Here is a 17,635-nt window from a genome sequence, read left to right on the forward strand (position 1 = left end):
TGGAAGGGAAAGCTGAACCATGGCACGCCGTAGGGACGACCGCGCCCGCGCCGACCTGTCCGCGTTCGACCAGGCCGGCGCCCGGGTCTTCGACAACCCGCTGGTCACCGAGGTCTCCGACTCCTACCTGGAGTACGCCTTCTCGGTCATCCACTCCCGGGCCCTGCCCGACGCCCGGGACGGGCTCAAGCCGGTGCACCGGCGCATCCTCTGGTCGATGCACGAGGCGGGCCACCGCCCCGACCGCAGCCACGTGAAGTCGGCCCGGATCGTCGGTGACGTGATGGGCCGCTACCACCCGCACGGCGACACCGCGATCTACGACGCCATGGTCCGGCTGGCGCAGGACTTCTCGCTCAACGCGCCGCTGATCGACGGGCATGGAAATTTCGGGAGCCCGGACGACGGACCGGCCGCGGCGAGATACACCGAGGCCCGGATGTCCCGGGAGGCGATGCTGCTCGTCGGCGAGCTGGGCGAGGACACCGTCGACCTGGAGCCGAACTACGACGGCTCGCTGAGCCAGCCGACCGTGCTGCCGGCGGCGTTCCCCAACCTGCTGGTCAACGGCGCGTCCGGGATCGCGGTCGGAATGGCCACCAACATGATCCCGCACAACCTGGGCGAGGTGGTCTCCGCCGCCCGCTGGCTGATCAACCACCCGGACGCCACGCTCGACAAGCTGATGGAGTTCGTCCCCGGGCCCGACCTGCCCACCGGCGGCGTGCTGCTGGGCCTGGACGAGGTGCGCCGGGCGTACGAGACCGGGCGCGGCGTGGTGCGGATGCGCGGCAAGGTGGAGATCGGTCCGCTGGAGGGCAGCCGGGGCCGGCAGGCGATCACCGTGGTCGAGCTGCCGTACGGCGTCGGCGCGGAGAAGGTCATCGCGGCGATCACCAACGAGGTGACCAAGACCAAGCGGCTCACCGGGATCGCCGACGTCAAGGACCTCACCGACCGGGAGAACGGCACCCGGCTGGTCATCGAGTGCAAGGTCGGGGTCAACCCACAGGCGCTGCTCGCCGACCTCTACCGGCTCACCCCGCTGGAGCAGTCCTTCGGCGTCAACAACCTGGTCCTGGTGGACGGGCAGCCCCGTACCCTCGGGTTGAAGGCGCTGCTGGAGGTCTTCCTGGCCCACCGGTACGAGGTGGTCACCCGGCGCACCTCGTACCGTCGGCGCAAGCGTGAGGAGCGGCTGCACCTGGTCGACGGCCTGCTCGTCGCCCTGATCGACATCGACAAGGTGGTCCGGCTGATCCGGGCGGCCGACGACGCGCAGGCGGCCAAGGACGGCCTGATGCGTCAGTTCAAGCTCTCCGAGATCCAGGCCACCTACATCCTGGACACCCCGCTGCGCCGGCTGACCAGGTACGACCGGCTGGAGCTGGAGGCCGAGCAGGAGAAGCTGCGCGCCGAGATCGCCGAGCTGTCCACCATCCTGGACGACGAGAAGGTGCTCAAGAAGCTGGTCTCCGACGAGCTGACCGCCGTGGTCAAGCAGTTCGGCGCCCCGCGCCGCACCACCCTGGTCGACGGCGACCTCAAGGAGGTGCTGGCCGCGTCCGTGCCGGCCGGCCCGCTGGAGGTCGCCGACGACCCGTGCCAGGTGATCCTCTCCGCGACCGGCCTGGTGGCCCGCACCGCGGCCGAGTCGGAGGAGGCCGCCGAGGCGCGCCGGCGCAGCGGCCGGGTCAAGCACGACGCCGTACGCGCGGTGGTCCACTCGACCGCCCGCGGCCGGGTCCTGCTGGTGACCAGCGCCGGTAGGGCGTTCAAGATCGACGTGTTGCCGTTGCCGGTGCTGCCCGAGCAGTCCGGCACGGTGTCGCTGCGCGGCGGCATGTCCGCCGCCGAGCTGGTGCCGCTGGAGCCGGGGGAGACGGTGGTCGGCCTGGCGCCGCTCGGCCCGTCGGTGCAGGGCTCGCCCGGCCTGGCGCTCGGCACCCGACAGGGCGTGGTCAAGGTCTGCGCCCCGGAGTGGCCGGTCCGCTCGGACGAGTTCGAGGTGATCTCCCTGCGCGAGGGGGACGAGGTGGTCGGGGCGACCTGGCTCACCGACGGCCAGGAGTCACTGGCCTTCGTCTCCTCGGAGGCGTCGCTGCTGCGCTTCGCCGCCTCGGTGGTACGCCCGCAGGGCGTCAAGGGCGGCGGCATGGCCGGCATCAACCTGCCGGCCGGCGCCCGGGTGGTCTGGTTCGGGGCGGTCCGCACCGACGATCCGGGGCACGGGGAGCCGATGGTGGTCACCTCGACCGGCGCCACGGTCAAGGTGACGCCGTTCAAGGCGTACCCGGCGAAGGGCCGGGCGACCGGCGGCGTGCGCGCGCAGCGGTTCCTCAGGGGCGAGGAGGAACTGGCGGTGGCCTGGATCGGTGCCCGTCCGGTGGGCGCGACGGCGACCGGCGAGGCGGTGGAGCTGCCGCCGGCCGACCCGCGCCGGGACGGCTCCGGGTTCGCCGTGATGCTCGGCCCGACCGTGGTCGGCCACCAGATCGAACGCGACTGACCGATCCGTGACATGACGGGGGCCGGCGATTCTCGCCGGCCCCCGTCGTGGGCCGCCGCGCGCGGCGCGGGGACGGGGAGCGGGGTGGGTCAGAGTTCGGGTTCGGGGCCGCGCCGGGTCTCGGCGCTGGTACCGCGCAGCCGGGCGATCAACCGCATGCCGTGGTAGATCACCAGGGCGGCGGCGGTGCCCAGCGCGATGCCGTTGAAGGACAGGTCACCGGCGACGACGGTGTAGTTCGCCGCGCCCACGATCAGCGCCACGGCGGCGGTCATCAGGTTGACCGGGTCGTGGAAGTCGACCCGGTTCTCGATCCAGATCCGGGCGCCGAGGACGGCGATCAGGCCGTACAGCGCGGTGGTGGCGCCGCCGAGGACCCCGGCCGGCACGGTCAGGATCAGCGCGCCGAACTTCGGGCTGAGCCCGAGCAGCACGGCCGCCACCCCGGCCACCCAGTACGCGGCGGTGGAGTAGACCCGGGTCGCCGCCATCACGCCGATGTTCTCGGCGTACGTGGTGGTGCCGGAGCCGCCGCCGGAGCCGGCGAGGACGGTGGCCAGCCCGTCGCCGAGGAACGCCCGTCCCATCTGCCGGTCCAGGTTGCGGCCGGTCATCGCGGCGACCGCCTTGACGTGCCCGGCGTTCTCGGCGATCAGCACCAGGATCACCGGGATGACCAGCACCACCGCGCGCAGGCTGAAGCTGGGCGCGTGGAACTGCGGCAGCCCCACCCAGTCGGCCTGCCGCAGCGCCTCGACGGCCTTCGGGTCGAGGTCGCCGAGCGCGGCGGCGAGCAGCCAACCGACCACCACCCCGAGCAGGATGGAGAGGCGGGCCAGGAAGCCGCGGAAGGCGACCGTGGCGACCAGGATCGCGGCCAGGGTGACCACGGCGATCAGCGGCTGGGCACGTACCCCGGTGCCGCTGCCACCGCCGTCCCAGGCCACCGGCGCGAGGTTCAGGCCGATCAGCGCGACGATGGCGCCGGTGACCACCGGCGGCATCAGCGCGTCGATCCACCGGGCGCCGGCCAGCTGCACGACCAGGCCGACCAGGGCCAGCACCGCGCCGGCCACCACGATCCCGCCGAGCGCCGGACCGATGTCACCGCCGGCCTTGGCGGCCAGCACCGGGGCGATGAAGGCGAAGGACGAGCCGAGGTACGAGGGCAGCCGGTTCCTGGTGATCAGCAGGAAGAGCAGGGTGCCGATGCCGGAGAAGAAGAGTGTCGTGGCCGGCGGGAAACCGGTGATCAGCGGCACGGTGAAGGTGGCGCCGAACATGGCCACCACGTGCTGCACGCCGACGCCGAGGGTGCGCGGCCAGGAGAGCCGTTCGCCCGGGTGCACCACGTCGCCCGGTCGGATCGACCGGCCGTCGCCGTGCACGGCCCACGGCGACCGTCGGGGACGCGGCTCGGTGGGGGTCTGGGTCATGGGACGCCCTTCGCTCGTCGGATGACGGGGGCGTGGTCGACCCTGGGAGTTGTTTCTAGCACGAGCCGGACCGGCCGGATCGACAGCCCGCCGGTCAGGCGACCCCGGCCGGGCGGAACTGCACGCTGACCCTCGGGCCGACCGGGCGGGCGGTCTTGGGGATGGCGTGCTCCCAGGTGCGCTGGCAGGAGCCGCCCATCACCACCAGGTCGCCGTGGCCGAGGGGGAACCGCAGGGTCTCCCCGCCGCCCCGGGGCCGCAGCATCAGCGGCCGAGGCGAGCCGAAGGAGACGATGGCGACCATCGTGTCGGTGTGCGCGGAGCGGCCCAGCGTGTCGCCGTGCCAGGCCACGCTGTCCCGCCCGTCGCGATAGAGGCACATCCCGGCGGTGACGAACGGCTCGCCCAGCTCGTCGGCGTAGTGGGCGGTCAGCGCCGTCCGGGCCGCCGTCAGCACGGGGTGGGGGAGCGGACGGTGGCCGGCGTACCAGCAGAGCAGGCGGGGCACCTCGACCTCGCTGTCGTACATGGTGCGGCGCTCGGCCCGCCACGGCACGTCGTGCAGCAGGGTGTCGAAGACCGCGTCGGAGCCGTGCACCCAGCCGGGCAGGTGGTCGACCCAGGCGCCCCGGCTCAGCTCGTGCCGGCGCAGCCCGGCGAGCGGGCCCAGGCCGGGCTCGTCCTGCAGATCCAGCATCGAGGGCTGGTACGCGACGTCGGACACGCCCCGATCCTACCCCTCCGGTCGAACAGGCGTACGACTAGCCGGCCTTGGGGCTCGTGGCGTTGTGCCTGGCCACCAGGCCGGGCAGCTCGTCCAGCGAACCGATCCGGAACAGGCACCGCTGCGCCACGGCCGGGTCGTCGAGGATGTGCCCCCACGGTCCGCGCCGGATCAGGCAGGCCGGCATGCCGGCCGCCATCGCGGGACGGGCGTCGTTGTCGGGCCGGTCGCCGACGTACAGGATCGTCGACGGGTCACCGCCGCCGGCGCGGACGACCCGTTCGAAGAAGGCCGCCGCCGGCTTCGTCACGCCCCAGCCGGCCGAGGTGCCGATCGCGTCGACGGGGAGGTCGAGGGCGCGCAGGGTCGCCTCGGCGTGCGGCGGCTGGTTGCCGGCCAGGCCCACGAACAGGCCCTGCGCCTTGAGCGCGGCCAGGCAGGGCCGGGCGTCGGGGTGGAGATCCTCCTCGCCGAACGTCTCCGGTACGCCGGCGTCCGCCCGCCGCTCGAGTTCGGCGGCGAGATCGAAGTCGGGCCGGAAGGTCCGGAACGCCTCCTGGTAGTCCTGGCCCCTGGCGATCACCGCGCCGAAGACCGCCGAGAACGTGTGCCGGGGGACGCCGAGCCAGTCCGCCCAGTCCGCGAACTCCCGGGTCTCGTCGAGGATCGTCCCGCCGACGTCGAAGAAGACCGCCTCGATCATGTCCGTTCCCCCGTCACCGTCGCGCCGGGTCCCCGCCCGGGCCGTGCACCCGATCATGCGCCATGGAGCCGGCAGGCGGGGGGACGGAGGTGGGGGCGGGGGCCGGTAGGGTGCCCCGGGCGGTGTCGCGGTGGACGACGCCCCGGTCGAGGAGGAGACGAGACGTGCCGGTGGATCCGACGGTCGCCGATCCCGGGACCGGCGCCCCGGCCGGTACGCCCGCCGTCGACGCGCCGCCGAGCCGGCTGCCGTCGCTGACCGGGCTGCGGTGGATCGCCGCCCTGCTGGTCTTCGGCTTCCACGCCGCCACGATGGGCATCGTCGCCGAGCCCGCGCTGAAGGCGGTGCTGGACAAGACCTTCGCCCTGGGTCTGTCCGGGGTGGAGTTCTTCTTCGTGCTCAGCGGCTTCGTGTTGGTCTGGTCGGCGCGTCCGGGCCAGCGGCGGCGGGACCTCTGGCGCCGCCGGCTGGCCAAGATCTATCCGAACCACCTGGTCACCTGGGCGGCGGCGCTGCTGGTCGGCTGGTGGTTCGCCGACCCGCTCCCGCTGCGGGCCACCGTGGAGAACCTGCTGCTGGTGCAGGCCTGGGACCCCACCCCCGGTCACTTCTACAGCGTCAACACGGTGAGCTGGTCACTCTCCTGCGAACTGTTCTTCTACCTGGCGTTGCCGTTCGCGCTGCCGGTCGTACGCCGGATGCGCCCGGCCGCCCTCGCGGCCGTGGTGGTCGCGGTGCCGCTGCTGATCGTGGCGCTCTGGCCGGTGCAGCAGCTGGTGCCGGAGTCGGACCGTTGGTGGTTCACCCAGATCTTCCCGGTGGTCCGGTCGATGGAGTTCTGGCTCGGGGTGGCCGCCGCCGAGCTGCTGCGCCGCGGTCGCTGGCGCGGGCCGGGGCTCGGCGTCGCCAGCGGCCTGTTCGTGGTCACCTGGCTGGTGGCGGCCCGGTGGGTGCCGGCCGAACTCTGGGCCGGCCTGATGGCCGCGGCCTACGTGCTGGTCATCCCGGCGGCGGCCCGCGCCGACGTGCAGGGCCGGCCGACCCCGTGGCGGGGCCGCCGGATGCGTTGGCTCGGCGAGGTCTCCTTCGCCTTCTACCTGGTGCACGTGCTGGTGATGGTGACCGTGCTGCGGCTCACCGGGCTCCGGGGCGAGGGGCTGCCCGGCTGGTGGGGGCCGGCCGCCGTGCTCGGCTTCCTGCTGGTCAACCTGGTCCTCGCCGGGCTGCTGCACCGGTGGGTGGAGACGCCGATGATGCGCCGGCTGGCCCCGCCCCGCCGCCGGCCGGCGGTCGGGTCGCCCACCGCGCCGGAGCCGGCCGCCGCGCCGCCGGGGTCCGCCGCGCGGGTGCCGGCGCCGCGCTCCGGCGACCCCGACCAACCACTGGCGTACGTGGGCCGGCGCGACCCGGTCTGAGCTGCGTCCATCCTGGTCGGTGCGGCCCGGCGTGCCGGCCACGACACGCCCGGCCGCCGTGCGGGTCGGGGGTGGTCGACGGTAGCGTGGTGCCGTGCTTCCCGTCGCGCTCACCGGTCCGCTGTGGTGGGTGGCGCGCTGGACGTGGCGGCTGCTGACCAGCCTGGCCCTGGCCGTGGTCTTCTCTACCGGCGCCGTGCCGCTGCCCGCCGGGCCCGGCCCCTCGGTCGCCCTCGGCCCCGGTCCGGCCGACCCGGCTTCCGCCCCGCTCGCGGCGACCGCGGTCGGCCTCCGACCGGCCTCCGTCCCGCTCGCGGCGACCGTCGGCCTCCCACCGGCATCCGCCCCGTTCGGGGCGCCCGGCCGGGCCACCTCGGCCGGGCTCGACGCCACCGACCGTCCGGGGGTCGAGCTCCGGGCGGTCGTCACCGGCTCCGACGCGACGCGCGGCGACGTCACCCCCGTGCACCTTCTGCTTGTCGCCGGCGGCCCGGTCGGGGCGGCACCGGTCGGCCCCACGGCCGAGGCCGGGTCCCGACCCGTGCCGGCCGGACGGCCGGTGGCGGCCACCGGGCCTCGTGCCCCGCCCGTGGCCTGACGGATCCGCGGGCCACGCGCCCGCCACTCTTCCTCGACCTGATCACCGCAAGCCCGCCGGCCGGCGGTCGTGGCGCCCGCGACGGCGCCCACCCGTCCGGCGGCAGCGGTTCCCCGCTCCACCGCGTCCGCTCCCCGCGAGGTGCCGTCATGAACATCGTCCTCCAGCAGTTCCTGATCGAGGTCCCGCAGGCCGTCGCCATCTGGTCGGCGCTGCTCGTGCTCTCCCTCTCCGTCCTCGCCGTGCTGGTCGCCCGCCCAGACCGGGACCGGGCGCCCGACGAGGAACCCGCCCCCGGCTCGTCCGCCGCCCTCGCCGCCGCGGCGGCGGCCGACCTGCGCCGGTACGCCGACGAGGTCGCCGTGGCGGCGACCGGCGCTACCCAGACCGCCCGCCGTCGGCGGTCGGAGTGGCTGGCCGCCCAGGCGGAGGTCGACCTGGCCTGGCAGGCGTACGACGAGGCGGAGACGGCCGCCCGCCGGTTCACCGGCGCCGACGCGATGCCGACCCCGCGTACCCCGCGCACCCCGGCCGAGTACGCGCAGCGCGAGCGCTGGCTGCACCAGGCGGCGATGGCGGCGCACTGGCGCGGTGAGTTGACGGCCCGCCAGCTCAGTGACGTCTTCGGCCACCGGGACGGGTGGGATCCCCGCCGGCACCCGGCGGAGCAGGAGGTCACCCTGGCCCGGGCGGTCCGGGACGGGCGGCTGGCCGGCTACCGGGGGGCCGCCGAGCGGGAGCGGTCGGCGTGGCGGGCGGCCGAACTGGCCGCCGAGTCGGCCCGTGCCCTCTCGGCCGAGGCGTACGCCGCGGCGCAGCGGCTCCGGGTCGCCCCGGCGTCGCGGCCCCGCACCGTCCCGGCGTCGACCTCCACCCCGGCGCGTACGGCCACCCGGTGGCGCCCGGCCCGGGTCGGCTGACCAGCTGCTCAATTTGCGTGACGCCGGTCACTCGGCAGTGGAAACGGTCATCGGGCGCGTGTCGGGCCAGCCCGGAGATCGACTGGGGGAATTCGGTCACCGGCCGTCCCGTTCCGGCCTTTCCGGGCCGGGAGGAACCGTCGTCCCCATTGAGTACGGTCAGTGCTCCAACGCGGAAAGCGTCGCCGGTCCGGGCGGGGTTTACGCAGCTCGCGGGGGGTTGGCAGGCCAGTGACCGACAAGTAGTGTCGGCGCGGTCCGGAGCGGTTCTCGATCGCAGGTGGCGACGCCGCTCGGACCCGCCGAATCGTGTTCACGAACCGGGGACCCAGGTACGTCGGGGTGAATCCGCAGGGCCACGGCCCGCGGTAGGGCGCTCTTCCCGCCCGAATCCGTCAGCTAACCCGGTAGGCGGTCGCGGAAGGAGCTCCACCCGTGCCCGAACCCACCCCTCGAATGTTCCGCCTTCACGGTGCCGCGGTGCCGTCGCTCGCCCCCGCCGGGCGCGCGAGCTGAGCGCCGCGTTCGACCTTCCGCCCGGCTGACCGGGCGTCATCCCCGCGAGCGGCCGCCCTCGGCCGACGTCCCCTGCTGCGCGTGAGTCCTCCGCGCCTCGGTGGGGTGCGCCGCTCTCCCCCCGTACCGTGGAGGAAAAGACGTGAAGCACCACCTCAAGCGACAGCTGCGGCGCCTCGCCACCGAACGTCCCTACCAGGTCGTGGCCGCCTCGGCGGCGGCGCTGGTGGCGGCCTCCGCCACCGGTGCGCTGCTGGCCGGCCCCGCCGAGGCGCCGGCCCGCCAGGAGGCCGCGGCGGTGGCCGAGGCCGCACCGCGCCTCGACGACGCCGCCACCCGTGGCCAGGCCCGGATCGCGGCCGCCGCGCCGGTCAGCCCGCCGGCGTCGCCGTCGGCCACCGCCACCCCGGACCCGGACCTCACCGGCAACCCGGCGGCGAAGAAGGTCACCGCGACGAAGGCCGCGACCAAGAAGGCCGCGACCAGGAAGGCCGTGGCGGAGAAGCCCGCGGCGAAGAAGCCGCCGGCGACCAAGGTGCTCGACTACACCTACGAGGCCCAGTCGACCTACTACAACTGCGGCCCGGCCGCCGTGCGCAACGCCCTGAGCGCCAGCGGCGTCGAGGCCACCCAGGAGGGCCTCGCCGGCCCGCTCGGCACCACCGAGATGGGCACGAACTCCGCCGAGGACACCACCCGGGTGCTCAACCAGATGGTGAAGGGCTCCCCGTACCGGACGACGATGTTCGCCGGCAGCCCGTCGTCGGCGCAGATCGAGCGGCTCAGCGCCGACGTGGTCAGGGCCGTCAGCAACGGTCGCGGCGTCGTGGCGAACATCGCCGGGGACGCCACCGACACCCAGGGTGGCTGGCACTCCTTCCCCGGCGGCCACTACATCGCGGTGGTCGGCTACCAGGACAACGGCCGGACCCTGCGGATCGCCGACTCGGCCGACCCGTCGCTGCCGGCGTACTGGATCAGCGCCGCCGACCTGGCGAACTGGATCGCCACCCGCGGCTACTCCGCCTGACCCATACGACGAACCGACCGGACGCCGGCTCCCCACGGGGGCCGGCGTCCGTTTCGCGTACGGCGGGCCTCGCGCGCCGTGTCCGACCGGTGGCAGACTGCGCACCATGGTCGACGGGACGCGGGACCGCCCCCTGCTGCTGCTCCTGCACGGGATGGGCGCCACCGGTGAGGTGTGGCTGCCGTGGGCGCCCCTGCTGGAACGCGACTGGCCCGGCCGGTGGCTGGCGCCCGACCTCGCCGGTCACGGCTGGTCGCCCGGCCTGCTCCGGTACTCCTTCCGCGGGCTCGCCGACCAGGTGGCCGGCGGGCTCGACGGCCGGGACCGGCTGGTCGTCCTCGGGCACTCGCTGGGCGGGGTGGTGGGCCTGGCGCTGGCCGCCCGGACCGCCGGGTTGCCCGTCGCCGCGGTGGTCGGGCTCGGCATCAAGGCGGTCTGGTCGCCGGCCGAGCTGGCCAGGGCCGGGGAGCTGGCGCAGCGGCCGGTCACCTGGTTCGCTACCCGGGACGAGGCGGCCCGGCGCTACCTGCGGGTGGCCGGTCTGACCGGGCTGTTCGCCCCGGACCACCCGGTGGTCGACGCGGGCCTGCGCAGCGCGGACGGGCGGTGGCGGCTCGCCATGGACCCGGGCGCCTTCGCCGTCGGCGCGCCCGACCTGACCGCCCTGCTGGCCGCCACCGACGCCCCGGTGCTGCTGGCCCGGGGCGAGGACGACCCGATGGTGACCGACGCGCAGCTCGGCGGGTTGGGGGTGCCGGTGGTGACCCTGCCCGGGCTCGGCCACAACGCCCACGTGCAGGACCCGGCGGCGGTGCTGGCACTGGTCGAGGCGTACCGCTGAACGGAGCGGCGGCGGCCGTAAGATGCCACGGGTGACGGAACGCCAGTCCAGCCTCGCCCCGACCGACGCCGACACCACCCCCGTCGACACCACCCGCACCGACGCCGCCGGTCCGCCCGGCACGGTGGCCGGGTCGTCCGGGGCCGGCTCGGTGGCCGGGGCGGGCGCGGCCGACGGGAAGGACCCGGCGCAGCGGCAGACCCCGCCGGACGCGGACCGGACCGGGCGCCGACCCGGGTGGCGGTCCGTGCTCTTCGCGGCGCTGGCCTACCTCGCCGCGGCCCTCGTGGTGACCTGGCGTGGCTGGGCCGACCCGAACGGCGTCTTCCTCGGCACCCGCCCCGGCGACCAGAGCTTCAACGAGTGGATGCTGGCGTTCGACGCCCACGCAACCACCGGACTGGACAACCCGTTCTTCACCACCCTCCAGAACGCCCCGGACGGGGTGAACCTGATGACCAACGTCGGCATGCAACTGCCCGGCCTGCTGCTGACCCCGGTCACCGTGTTGGGCAGCGCGGCCCTGTCGTACCTGGTCTTCATCACCCTCAACCTGGTCGCCACCGGCCTGGCCTGGTACCTGGTGCTGGCCCGGCACGTGGTCACCTCCCGGGTCGCGGCGTTCGTCGGCGGGCTGGTGCTGGCCTTCGCCCCGGCGCTGGTGTCGCACAGCAACGGTCACCCGCACATCACCGCCCAGTGGCTGGTGCCGTTCCTGCTCTGGCAGGTCGTCCGGCTCACCCGGCCGGGGCACACCGTCCGCGACGGGCTGGTGCTCGGCGCGCTGGTCGTCGCCCAGTTCTACATCGGGCTGGAGATCCTCTTCCTGGTCGCGGTGGGCTGCGCGCTGGCGGCACTGGCGTACCTGCTGCTCAGCCCGCGCCGGGCGGTGCGGGAGGCGCCCCGGACGCTGGGCGGGCTGGCGGTCGCCGGAGTGCTGGTGGCCGTCGCCACCGCGTACCCGCTCTGGATGCAGTTCGCCGGGCCGCAGCACCGCACCGGCCACCCCGGCGAGCACGACGTGTACGCGTTGAAGCTGGCCTCCTTCGCCGCGTTCGCCACCCGCACCGTCTTCGGCGGCGACACCAAGGGACTGGTCGCCAACACCACCGAGGAGGCGAGCTTCTTCGGCCTGCCCGCGCTGCTGCTGGCGCTGGTCGCCGCGGTGGCGCTCTGGCGGTTGCTGGTCGTACGCATCCTGGTGGTCGTGGGCGTGGTCACCGCGCTGCTCTCCCAGGGGTCGACGTGGGCCTGGGGTCGGGAACGCACCGACACGCCGGCGCCGTTCGCGCTCCTGGCGCACCTGCCGGTCTTCGACTCCATGGTGATCGCCCGGTTCGCGCTGATCACCACGGTGGCGCTGGGCCTGCTGCTGGCGATCTGGCTGGACCGGGTGCTCACCGCCACCACGGGTGCCGGTGGCCGCCGGTTGCCGCTGCGGCTGGCCGCCGCTGCGGCGCTGGTCGCCGGGCTGCTGCCGATGGTGCCCACCCCGCTGCCCGCGCAGGCCCGGCCACCCGTGCCGGAGTTCGTCACCTCCGGCGCCTGGCGCGAGCACGTCGCCGAGGGGCGCACCCTGGTGCCGGTGCCGGTGGACAACTTCTCCTCCATCCGCTGGGGTTCCGCCGCCGTCGCCGGGTTCGCCGTGCCGCAGGGCTACTTCCTCGCCCCCACCTCGCCCACCGACAGCACCGGCCGGTGGGGGGTCGAGCCCCGACCGACGGCGGCGCTGCTGACCGCGGTCGCCGCCGGCACCCGGGGCACCGCGGTGACCGCCGCCGACCGGGACCGGGCGGTGGCCGATGTCCGGCACTGGAAGGCGGACGCTCTGGTGCTGCCCGCCGGCCATCCCCGGGCGGCGGCGCTGCGTACCGTCCTGGACGCCTGCTACGGCCCGGGACGTCAGGTGGACGACGTGTGGGTGTGGGACGTCCGTCCGCTCACCCGCTGACCGGCCGAGTCAGGGCGACGACGTCCAGACCAGCATCAGGTAGCCGCCGCAGTAGGCGGAGATCGCGGTGAGCAGGATCAGCACCGGGTACGCCCGGCCCCGCCGGGCGCCCGCCAGCGCCCCCGCCACCGGCAGCAGCAGCGCGAACGCGGGCAGCAGGAACCGGCCCTTGGAGTGGTAGTAGCCGGCGGCGCCGATCGTGGTGACCAGCAGCAACCCGCTGTAGAGCAGCAGTGGCCACGGCTGCCGGTCCATGATGCTCAGCACGAACAGGGTCAGGGCGGTCAGCAGGACCAGCACCACCAGGTAATGCGCCAGCCGGGACGGGTGGTCGAGGACGTCCCCGGTCCGGCTCCAGGTGAACGCGCCCCCGTCGAACGACGAGTTCCAGCCCTTGCCCTGGATGAGGAACCAGCCGTCCGCTCGGCCGGTGCGGTCGGCGACCCAGGCGACGAAGGCCAGCCAGCCCAGCGGCGCCAGGAGCATGGCGACCAGCGGCCGCCACCACGGCCCCCGCCGTCGGATCAGCGCGACCAGGGCGGCCAGCCCGACGACCGCCACCAGGGACGACGCGGTCGGGCGGGTCAGCCCGCCGATCAGGCAGAGCACGCCGGCGGTGAGCCACCGCTCGGTGAGCACGGCGTACAGCGCCCAGGCGGCGAAGGCGGTGAAGATCGCCTCCGTGTAGGCGAGGTTCTCCACCACGGCGTGCGGGACCACACCCCAGAGCACCGCGAGCAGCACCCCGGTCCGGCGGTCCTGCAGGTGGTTGCCGATGGCGAAGAGCCCCCAGGCCGCGGCGAGGGCCGCCACCCAGGACACGGTGATGGCCGCCTGGCGCAGGTCCATCGCCCAGGAGTCACCGAAGAACGCGACCAGCCCGGGATAGAGCGGGAAGAAGGCCATGTTGCTGTGCAGGTTCTCGGCCCGGTCGTAGCCCAGCGTCGCGATCTGGAGATACCACCGGCTGTCGTAGCGATCGGTGAGCAGGGCGTCGAACGACAGGCCCCGCGCCTCCGCCCAGATCCCGAGCACCACCAGGCCGACGGCGCGGACGGCCGCGTACCCGAGCAGGGCCGGCCAGGCCAGGGCCAGCGCCCGGAGCGGCCCGGAGCGGGTCGGCCGGTCGGTGGTGGTCGGGTCGGTGGTGGTCGGGTCGGTCCGCTCGGGCCCGGTGGGCACCCGCCGACCGTCGGTCACGGGAAGGGAACCGGGGGAAGTCCTCTCGTCGCGACCGTCTTCCGCTGCGACGTCCATATCCTGTTCCTCTTCGGCGCAGCCCGGCCGACCACCGGCGGGACCGGTGGGCCGGGGCGTCTGATGATCCGAAACCGCGCGGGCAGCCTAACAAGGGCAGCATCACCCGGTGCGCCCGACGCGCCTCTCCCGGGGGATAGCCCGGGTCACTGTCGGACACCCGACGGTGTGCGCGCTCCGGTCAGGGCAGCAGCGCCGCGACCGCGTCCGCCGCCGGCCGGTCCACCGGCAGGGCCTCCGCCACCACCACCGCGTCGACCGGCAGATCGCCGTAGAGGTGCGGGAAGAGCGCGCCGCCGCGGGACGCCTCCCAGCGCAGGGCGGCGCCCAGGCGGGCCGGGTCGACGGTCAGCAGGGTCAGCCCGGTCGCCCCGCCGAAGTGCCGCCGGGCCGTCTCCACCACCTGGTCGGCGGCCGAGAAGTGCAGGTAGCCGTCCTCGCGGTCGACGGCGGACCCGGTGAACCGGCCCCGCTGACAGGCGGCGTCCCATTCGGTCGTCGGCAGCAACTTGTAGATCACCGCACCAGCGTACGGTCCGGTGCCGCCGACCGACCGGCCCTCCCGCGGGGCCGGTGCGTCTGCCACCATTCCCAGGGCAACGGACCGACGAACGGGGGGTAGAGGTGCGCATCCTGCTCGTCGAGGACGACCGTCGGGTGGCCGCGGCCCTGTCGTCGGCGCTGAGCCGGCGCGGCTACGAGGTGGAGCACGCGCCCACCGTCGCCGCCGCACTCTCCGCCGCCCCCTGCGACCTGGTGCTGCTCGACCTGACGCTGCCCGACGGCGACGGCACCGACCTCTGCCGGGAGCTGCGCCGGCGCAGCAGCCAGCTCGGCATCATCGCGGTCACCGCCCGGGGCGAGGAGCGCGACCGGGTGCTCGGCCTGCGGCTCGGCGCCGACGACTACGTGGTCAAGCCGTTCTCCATGGTGGAGTTGCAGGCCCGGATCGAGGCGGTGCTGCGGCGGGCCGCGCACACCCCGCCGCAGCGCAGCGCGATCGAGGTCGGCGCGGTACGCATCGACGTCGAGGGGCGCACGGTCACCGTCCACGACCGGCCGGTGGCGCTGACCCGCAAGGAGTTCGGCATCCTGCTCTCGCTCGCCCGGCAGCCCGGGGTCGCGGTGCCCCGGGACCGGATCCTGCTCGACGTCTGGGGCACCACCTGGGCGGACCGGCACACCGTCGAGGTGCACGTGGGATCGTTGCGCGGCAAGCTTGGCGACTCCACCCTGGTGGAGACCGTACGCGGGGTCGGCTACCGGCTGCGCGGCGAGTAGAGGAGGCCGGGGTGCGTCGTCGGCTGGTGATCAGCTACCTGCTGTTGATGGTGCTGGTGCTGCTGGCGCTGGAGACCCCGCTCGCGGCGACCCTGGCCACCCGGGAGACCGACCGGGTCCGCGCGGACCGGTTGGCCGACGCCACCCGGTTCGCCTCGCTGGCCCGACCGGCGCTGCGCAGCGGCGCCCCCGGCTCGCTCGGCAGCGAGCTGCGCGCCTACCACCAGCTGTACGGCATCGGCGCGGTCGTGGTCGACCGGGAACGCCGGACGGTCGCCGCGTCGGCCGGCTGGCGCGGCGGGTCGGGCAGCGCGGTGGCGCTGGACACCGCCCTGTCCGGCCAGCAGTTCAGCGCGCCCGAGCTGGTCTGGCCGTGGGCGGACGGGCCGGTGGTGGTGGCCGTGCCGATCAACGACGGCGGTGAGGTGCTCGGCGCCGTGGTCACCGCCACGCCGGCGGACCGGGTCCGGCGTACCGTCACCACCTGGTGGCTGCTGCTCGCCGGGATCGGGATGGTCGCCGTGCTGGCCTGCGTGCTGACCGCGTTCGGGCTGGCCGGCTGGGTGCTGCGCCCGGTCACCGAACTGGACGCCGTCACGCACGAGATCGCCGAGGGTCGGCGTACCGCCCGGGTGCGGCCCCGGCTCGGCCCACCCGAGCTGCGCCGTTTGGCGGCCAGCTTCAACGACATGGCCGACGCGGTCTCCGACGTGATGGACCGGCAGCGCGCCTTCGTGGCCCACGCCAGTCACCAGCTGCGCAACCCGCTGACCGCGCTGCGGCTACGGGTGGAGGAGCTGGGCCCCGGCCTGACCGACCCGGACGGCCGGGCCGAGCACCGGTTGGCGCTGGAGGAGACCGACCGGCTGGCGCAGGTGCTCGACGCCCTGCTCACCCTCGCCCGGGCCGAACGGGCGGAGAACGAGCGGGTGGTGGTGGACGCGGCTGCCGTCGCGGCCTCCCGGGTCACCGCGTGGCAGCCGCTGGCCCGGCACCGGTCGGTGACGTTGCGGCTGGCCGTCGGGACCACGCCGGCGTACGCCCGGACGGTGCCCACCGCGATCGACCAGTCCCTGGACGCGCTGATCGACAACGCGGTCAAGTTCAGCGGGACCGGGGGAGAGGTGACGGTGACCGTCCGCCGGGAGGACGGCGGCATCGCGGTGGAGGTGCGCGACACCGGCCCCGGCATGACGCAGAGCCAGTTGGGGCAGGCCACCGAGCGGTTCTGGCGGGCCCCGGAGGTGCAGAACGTCGACGGCGCCGGGCTGGGCCTGACCATCGTGGCCGTGCTGGTGGACGCCTCCGCCGGCCGGCTCACCATGCGGGCCGTCGAGCCCCGGGGCCTGGCCGCCGGCCTCTGGTTCCCGGCGCCGCCGGCCCACCCGGCCGAAGCTGTGGACCCGGCCGAAGCTGTGGACCCGGCCGAAGCCGCCGCGGATCCCGCTCCGGCGCCGGCGGTGGACCCCGCCCCGGCCGTCGTCGAGCCCCGCTAGGGCTTGGTCTCGCGGTACCAGTCCGCCGCCCCCGGATGCAACGGCAGCGGGTCGGTGGCGATCGCCGACCGGGGGCTCATCCGGCCGGCAGCCGGATGCGCCCGGGCCAGCTCGGCCCGGCGGTCCATCAGCAGCCGGGTCACCTCCCGCACCAGCGGCTCCGGCAGGTCCGCCCGGACGATCAGGTAGTTCGGGTTCGCCACCGTGCTCACCGGATCGGTGTTGTACGCCGACCGGGGGATGTCCCGGGTGACGTACACCTCGCCGTGGGCACGGCGCAGCGGCTCGGTCCACTCGCCCAGGTCGACGATCCGGGTGGCGGTGCTGGCGGCCAGCTCCTCGACGGCGCGTACCGGCAGGCCGCCGGAGAAGAAGAAGGCGTCGATCCGCCCGGCCCGTAGCGCGGCCACCGAGTCGTCCAGGCCGAGCTGCTGCCGTCGTACGCCGTCGGTGAGGTGGGCGACGTCCAGCAGCCGGCCGGCGGTGGTGGCGGTGCCGGAACCGGGCGCCCCCACCGACACCCGGTGCCCGCGCAGGTCGGCCAGCCGGCGTACCGGGCCACCGGCCAGGGTGACCAGGTGCAGCAGGTCGTCGTAGACCCGCGCCACGGCCAGCACCCTGGACTGCCCGACGACGTCGGCGGTGAGCACGTCGGCCTGGGTGAAGCCCAGCTCGGCTTCGCCGGAGCCGACCAGCCCGACGTTGGCCTGGGAGGCGGCGGTGACCAGCACGCTGGCCCGGACCCCGGGCAGTTCCCGGTTGAGGATGGTGGCCAGCGACTCGCCGAAGGCGTGGTAGACGGCGGTAGGGCTGCCGGTGGCGATCCGGATCCGCACCGGCTCGGCGGGCTCGTCGCGGCAGCCGGCGAGCCGCGGCAGGACGGCGGTGACCAGCAGCGCGAGCAGGGCCAGCCGGGCGAGGTGCCGGCGGCCCGGGACAGACCGGCCACGGTTCACAG

The 17,635-nt window shown here is 74.9% G+C and carries 15 protein-coding genes and 1 riboswitch; of the genes, 9 read left to right on the plus strand and 6 right to left on the minus strand.

The annotated features are described in order from the left end of the window. Positions 1 to 19: 19 nt before the first annotated feature. Entirely contained in the window at positions 20 to 2,509 is a 2,490-nt protein-coding gene (locus tag GA0070564_RS18015) for a DNA gyrase/topoisomerase IV subunit A (protein ID WP_091609842.1), read from the plus strand. An 89-nt stretch (positions 2,510 to 2,598) separates the two neighbouring features. On the opposite strand, the gene GA0070564_RS18020 is transcribed toward GA0070564_RS18015, so the two are convergent. The 3 genes from GA0070564_RS18020 to GA0070564_RS18030 all read right to left on the minus strand — a co-directional run bounded on the left by GA0070564_RS18020 (position 2,599) and on the right by GA0070564_RS18030 (position 5,372). Beyond that, entirely contained in the window at positions 2,599 to 3,945 is a 1,347-nt protein-coding gene (locus GA0070564_RS18020) for a uracil-xanthine permease family protein (protein ID WP_091609843.1), read from the minus strand. A gap of 94 nt (positions 3,946 to 4,039) precedes the next feature. Further along, positions 4,040 to 4,669, minus strand: a complete 630-nt coding sequence (locus GA0070564_RS18025; RefSeq protein WP_091609844.1) for an alpha-ketoglutarate-dependent dioxygenase AlkB — start codon at positions 4,667 to 4,669, stop codon at positions 4,040 to 4,042. 37 nt (positions 4,670 to 4,706) lie between these two features. After that, complete coding sequence (locus GA0070564_RS18030; RefSeq protein ID WP_091609845.1) at positions 4,707 to 5,372, minus strand: HAD family hydrolase; 666 nt, start codon at positions 5,370 to 5,372, stop codon at positions 4,707 to 4,709. A 164-nt stretch (positions 5,373 to 5,536) separates the two neighbouring features. On the opposite strand from GA0070564_RS18030, the gene GA0070564_RS18035 reads away from it, so the two are divergent. From GA0070564_RS18035 to GA0070564_RS18055, 6 genes are all read left to right on the plus strand, one after another. Continuing rightward, positions 5,537 to 6,787, plus strand: coding sequence for an acyltransferase family protein (locus GA0070564_RS18035; RefSeq protein ID WP_245670096.1), 1,251 nt, complete (start codon positions 5,537 to 5,539; stop codon positions 6,785 to 6,787). A 94-nt stretch (positions 6,788 to 6,881) separates the two neighbouring features. After that, positions 6,882 to 7,385 (plus strand): hypothetical protein, encoded by a 504-nt coding sequence (locus tag GA0070564_RS29400; RefSeq protein WP_176730725.1) that lies wholly within the window; start codon positions 6,882 to 6,884, stop codon positions 7,383 to 7,385. Between the two features lie 149 nt (positions 7,386 to 7,534). Continuing rightward, positions 7,535 to 8,305 carry a hypothetical protein gene (locus GA0070564_RS18040; protein ID WP_091609847.1) on the plus strand — a complete coding sequence of 257 codons (771 nt, stop codon included), beginning with the start codon at positions 7,535 to 7,537 and terminating at the stop codon, positions 8,303 to 8,305. 290 nt (positions 8,306 to 8,595) lie between these two features. Further along, a riboswitch (cyclic di-AMP (ydaO/yuaA leader) is annotated at positions 8,596 to 8,734 on the plus strand. A gap of 229 nt (positions 8,735 to 8,963) precedes the next feature. Next, positions 8,964 to 9,851, plus strand: a complete 888-nt coding sequence (locus GA0070564_RS18045; protein ID WP_091609848.1) for a C39 family peptidase — start codon at positions 8,964 to 8,966, stop codon at positions 9,849 to 9,851. A gap of 106 nt (positions 9,852 to 9,957) precedes the next feature. Then, entirely contained in the window at positions 9,958 to 10,692 is a 735-nt protein-coding gene (locus GA0070564_RS18050) for an alpha/beta fold hydrolase (protein ID WP_091609849.1), read from the plus strand. A gap of 22 nt (positions 10,693 to 10,714) precedes the next feature. Next, positions 10,715 to 12,643, plus strand: a complete 1,929-nt coding sequence (locus GA0070564_RS18055; protein ID WP_425412494.1) for a DUF6311 domain-containing protein — start codon at positions 10,715 to 10,717, stop codon at positions 12,641 to 12,643. 9 nt (positions 12,644 to 12,652) lie between these two features. Here GA0070564_RS18055 and GA0070564_RS18060 read toward each other — a convergent pair whose 3' ends face one another. Together GA0070564_RS18060 and GA0070564_RS18065 are read right to left on the minus strand one after the other, a co-directional pair. After that, entirely contained in the window at positions 12,653 to 13,825 is a 1,173-nt protein-coding gene (locus GA0070564_RS18060; RefSeq protein WP_091610302.1) for a glycosyltransferase family protein, read from the minus strand. A gap of 256 nt (positions 13,826 to 14,081) precedes the next feature. After that, complete coding sequence (locus tag GA0070564_RS18065; RefSeq protein ID WP_091610304.1) at positions 14,082 to 14,420, minus strand: DUF952 domain-containing protein; 339 nt, start codon at positions 14,418 to 14,420, stop codon at positions 14,082 to 14,084. Positions 14,421 to 14,524: 104 nt separating this feature from the next. Here GA0070564_RS18065 and GA0070564_RS18070 point away from each other — a divergent pair, with 104 nt between their 5' ends. Beyond that, positions 14,525 to 15,181: a response regulator transcription factor gene (locus GA0070564_RS18070; RefSeq protein ID WP_091609851.1), complete on the plus strand. Its 657-nt coding sequence runs from the start codon at positions 14,525 to 14,527 to the stop codon at positions 15,179 to 15,181. 11 nt (positions 15,182 to 15,192) lie between these two features. Beyond that, entirely contained in the window at positions 15,193 to 16,677 is a 1,485-nt protein-coding gene (locus GA0070564_RS18075; RefSeq protein ID WP_091609852.1) for a sensor histidine kinase, read from the plus strand. On the opposite strand, the gene GA0070564_RS18080 is transcribed toward GA0070564_RS18075, so the two are convergent. Then, complete coding sequence (locus tag GA0070564_RS18080) at positions 16,674 to 17,633, minus strand: TAXI family TRAP transporter solute-binding subunit (RefSeq protein ID WP_091609853.1); 960 nt, start codon at positions 17,631 to 17,633, stop codon at positions 16,674 to 16,676. The two genes, GA0070564_RS18075 and GA0070564_RS18080, sit on opposite strands and share 4 nt — an antisense overlap. Positions 17,634 to 17,635 lie beyond the last annotated feature (2 nt).

This window comes from Micromonospora mirobrigensis (genome assembly GCF_900091555.1).
Lineage (GTDB): Bacteria > Actinomycetota > Actinomycetes > Mycobacteriales > Micromonosporaceae > Micromonospora > Micromonospora mirobrigensis.

Excerpts from the sequence above, each read along its gene's own strand:
- GA0070564_RS18050 (WP_091609849.1), top strand. The coding sequence starts at position 9,958 with ATGGTCGACGGGACGCGGGACCGCCCCCTGCTGCTGCTCCTGCACGGG.
- GA0070564_RS18030 (WP_091609845.1), bottom strand. The coding sequence starts at position 5,372 with ATGATCGAGGCGGTCTTCTTCGACGTCGGCGGGACGATCCTCGACGAG.
- GA0070564_RS18040 (WP_091609847.1), top strand. The coding sequence starts at position 7,535 with ATGAACATCGTCCTCCAGCAGTTCCTGATCGAGGTCCCGCAGGCCGTC.
- GA0070564_RS18015 (WP_091609842.1), top strand. The coding sequence starts at position 20 with ATGGCACGCCGTAGGGACGACCGCGCCCGCGCCGACCTGTCCGCGTTC.
- GA0070564_RS18020 (WP_091609843.1), bottom strand. The coding sequence starts at position 3,945 with ATGACCCAGACCCCCACCGAGCCGCGTCCCCGACGGTCGCCGTGGGCC.
- GA0070564_RS18055 (WP_425412494.1), top strand. The coding sequence starts at position 10,715 with ATGCCACGGGTGACGGAACGCCAGTCCAGCCTCGCCCCGACCGACGCC.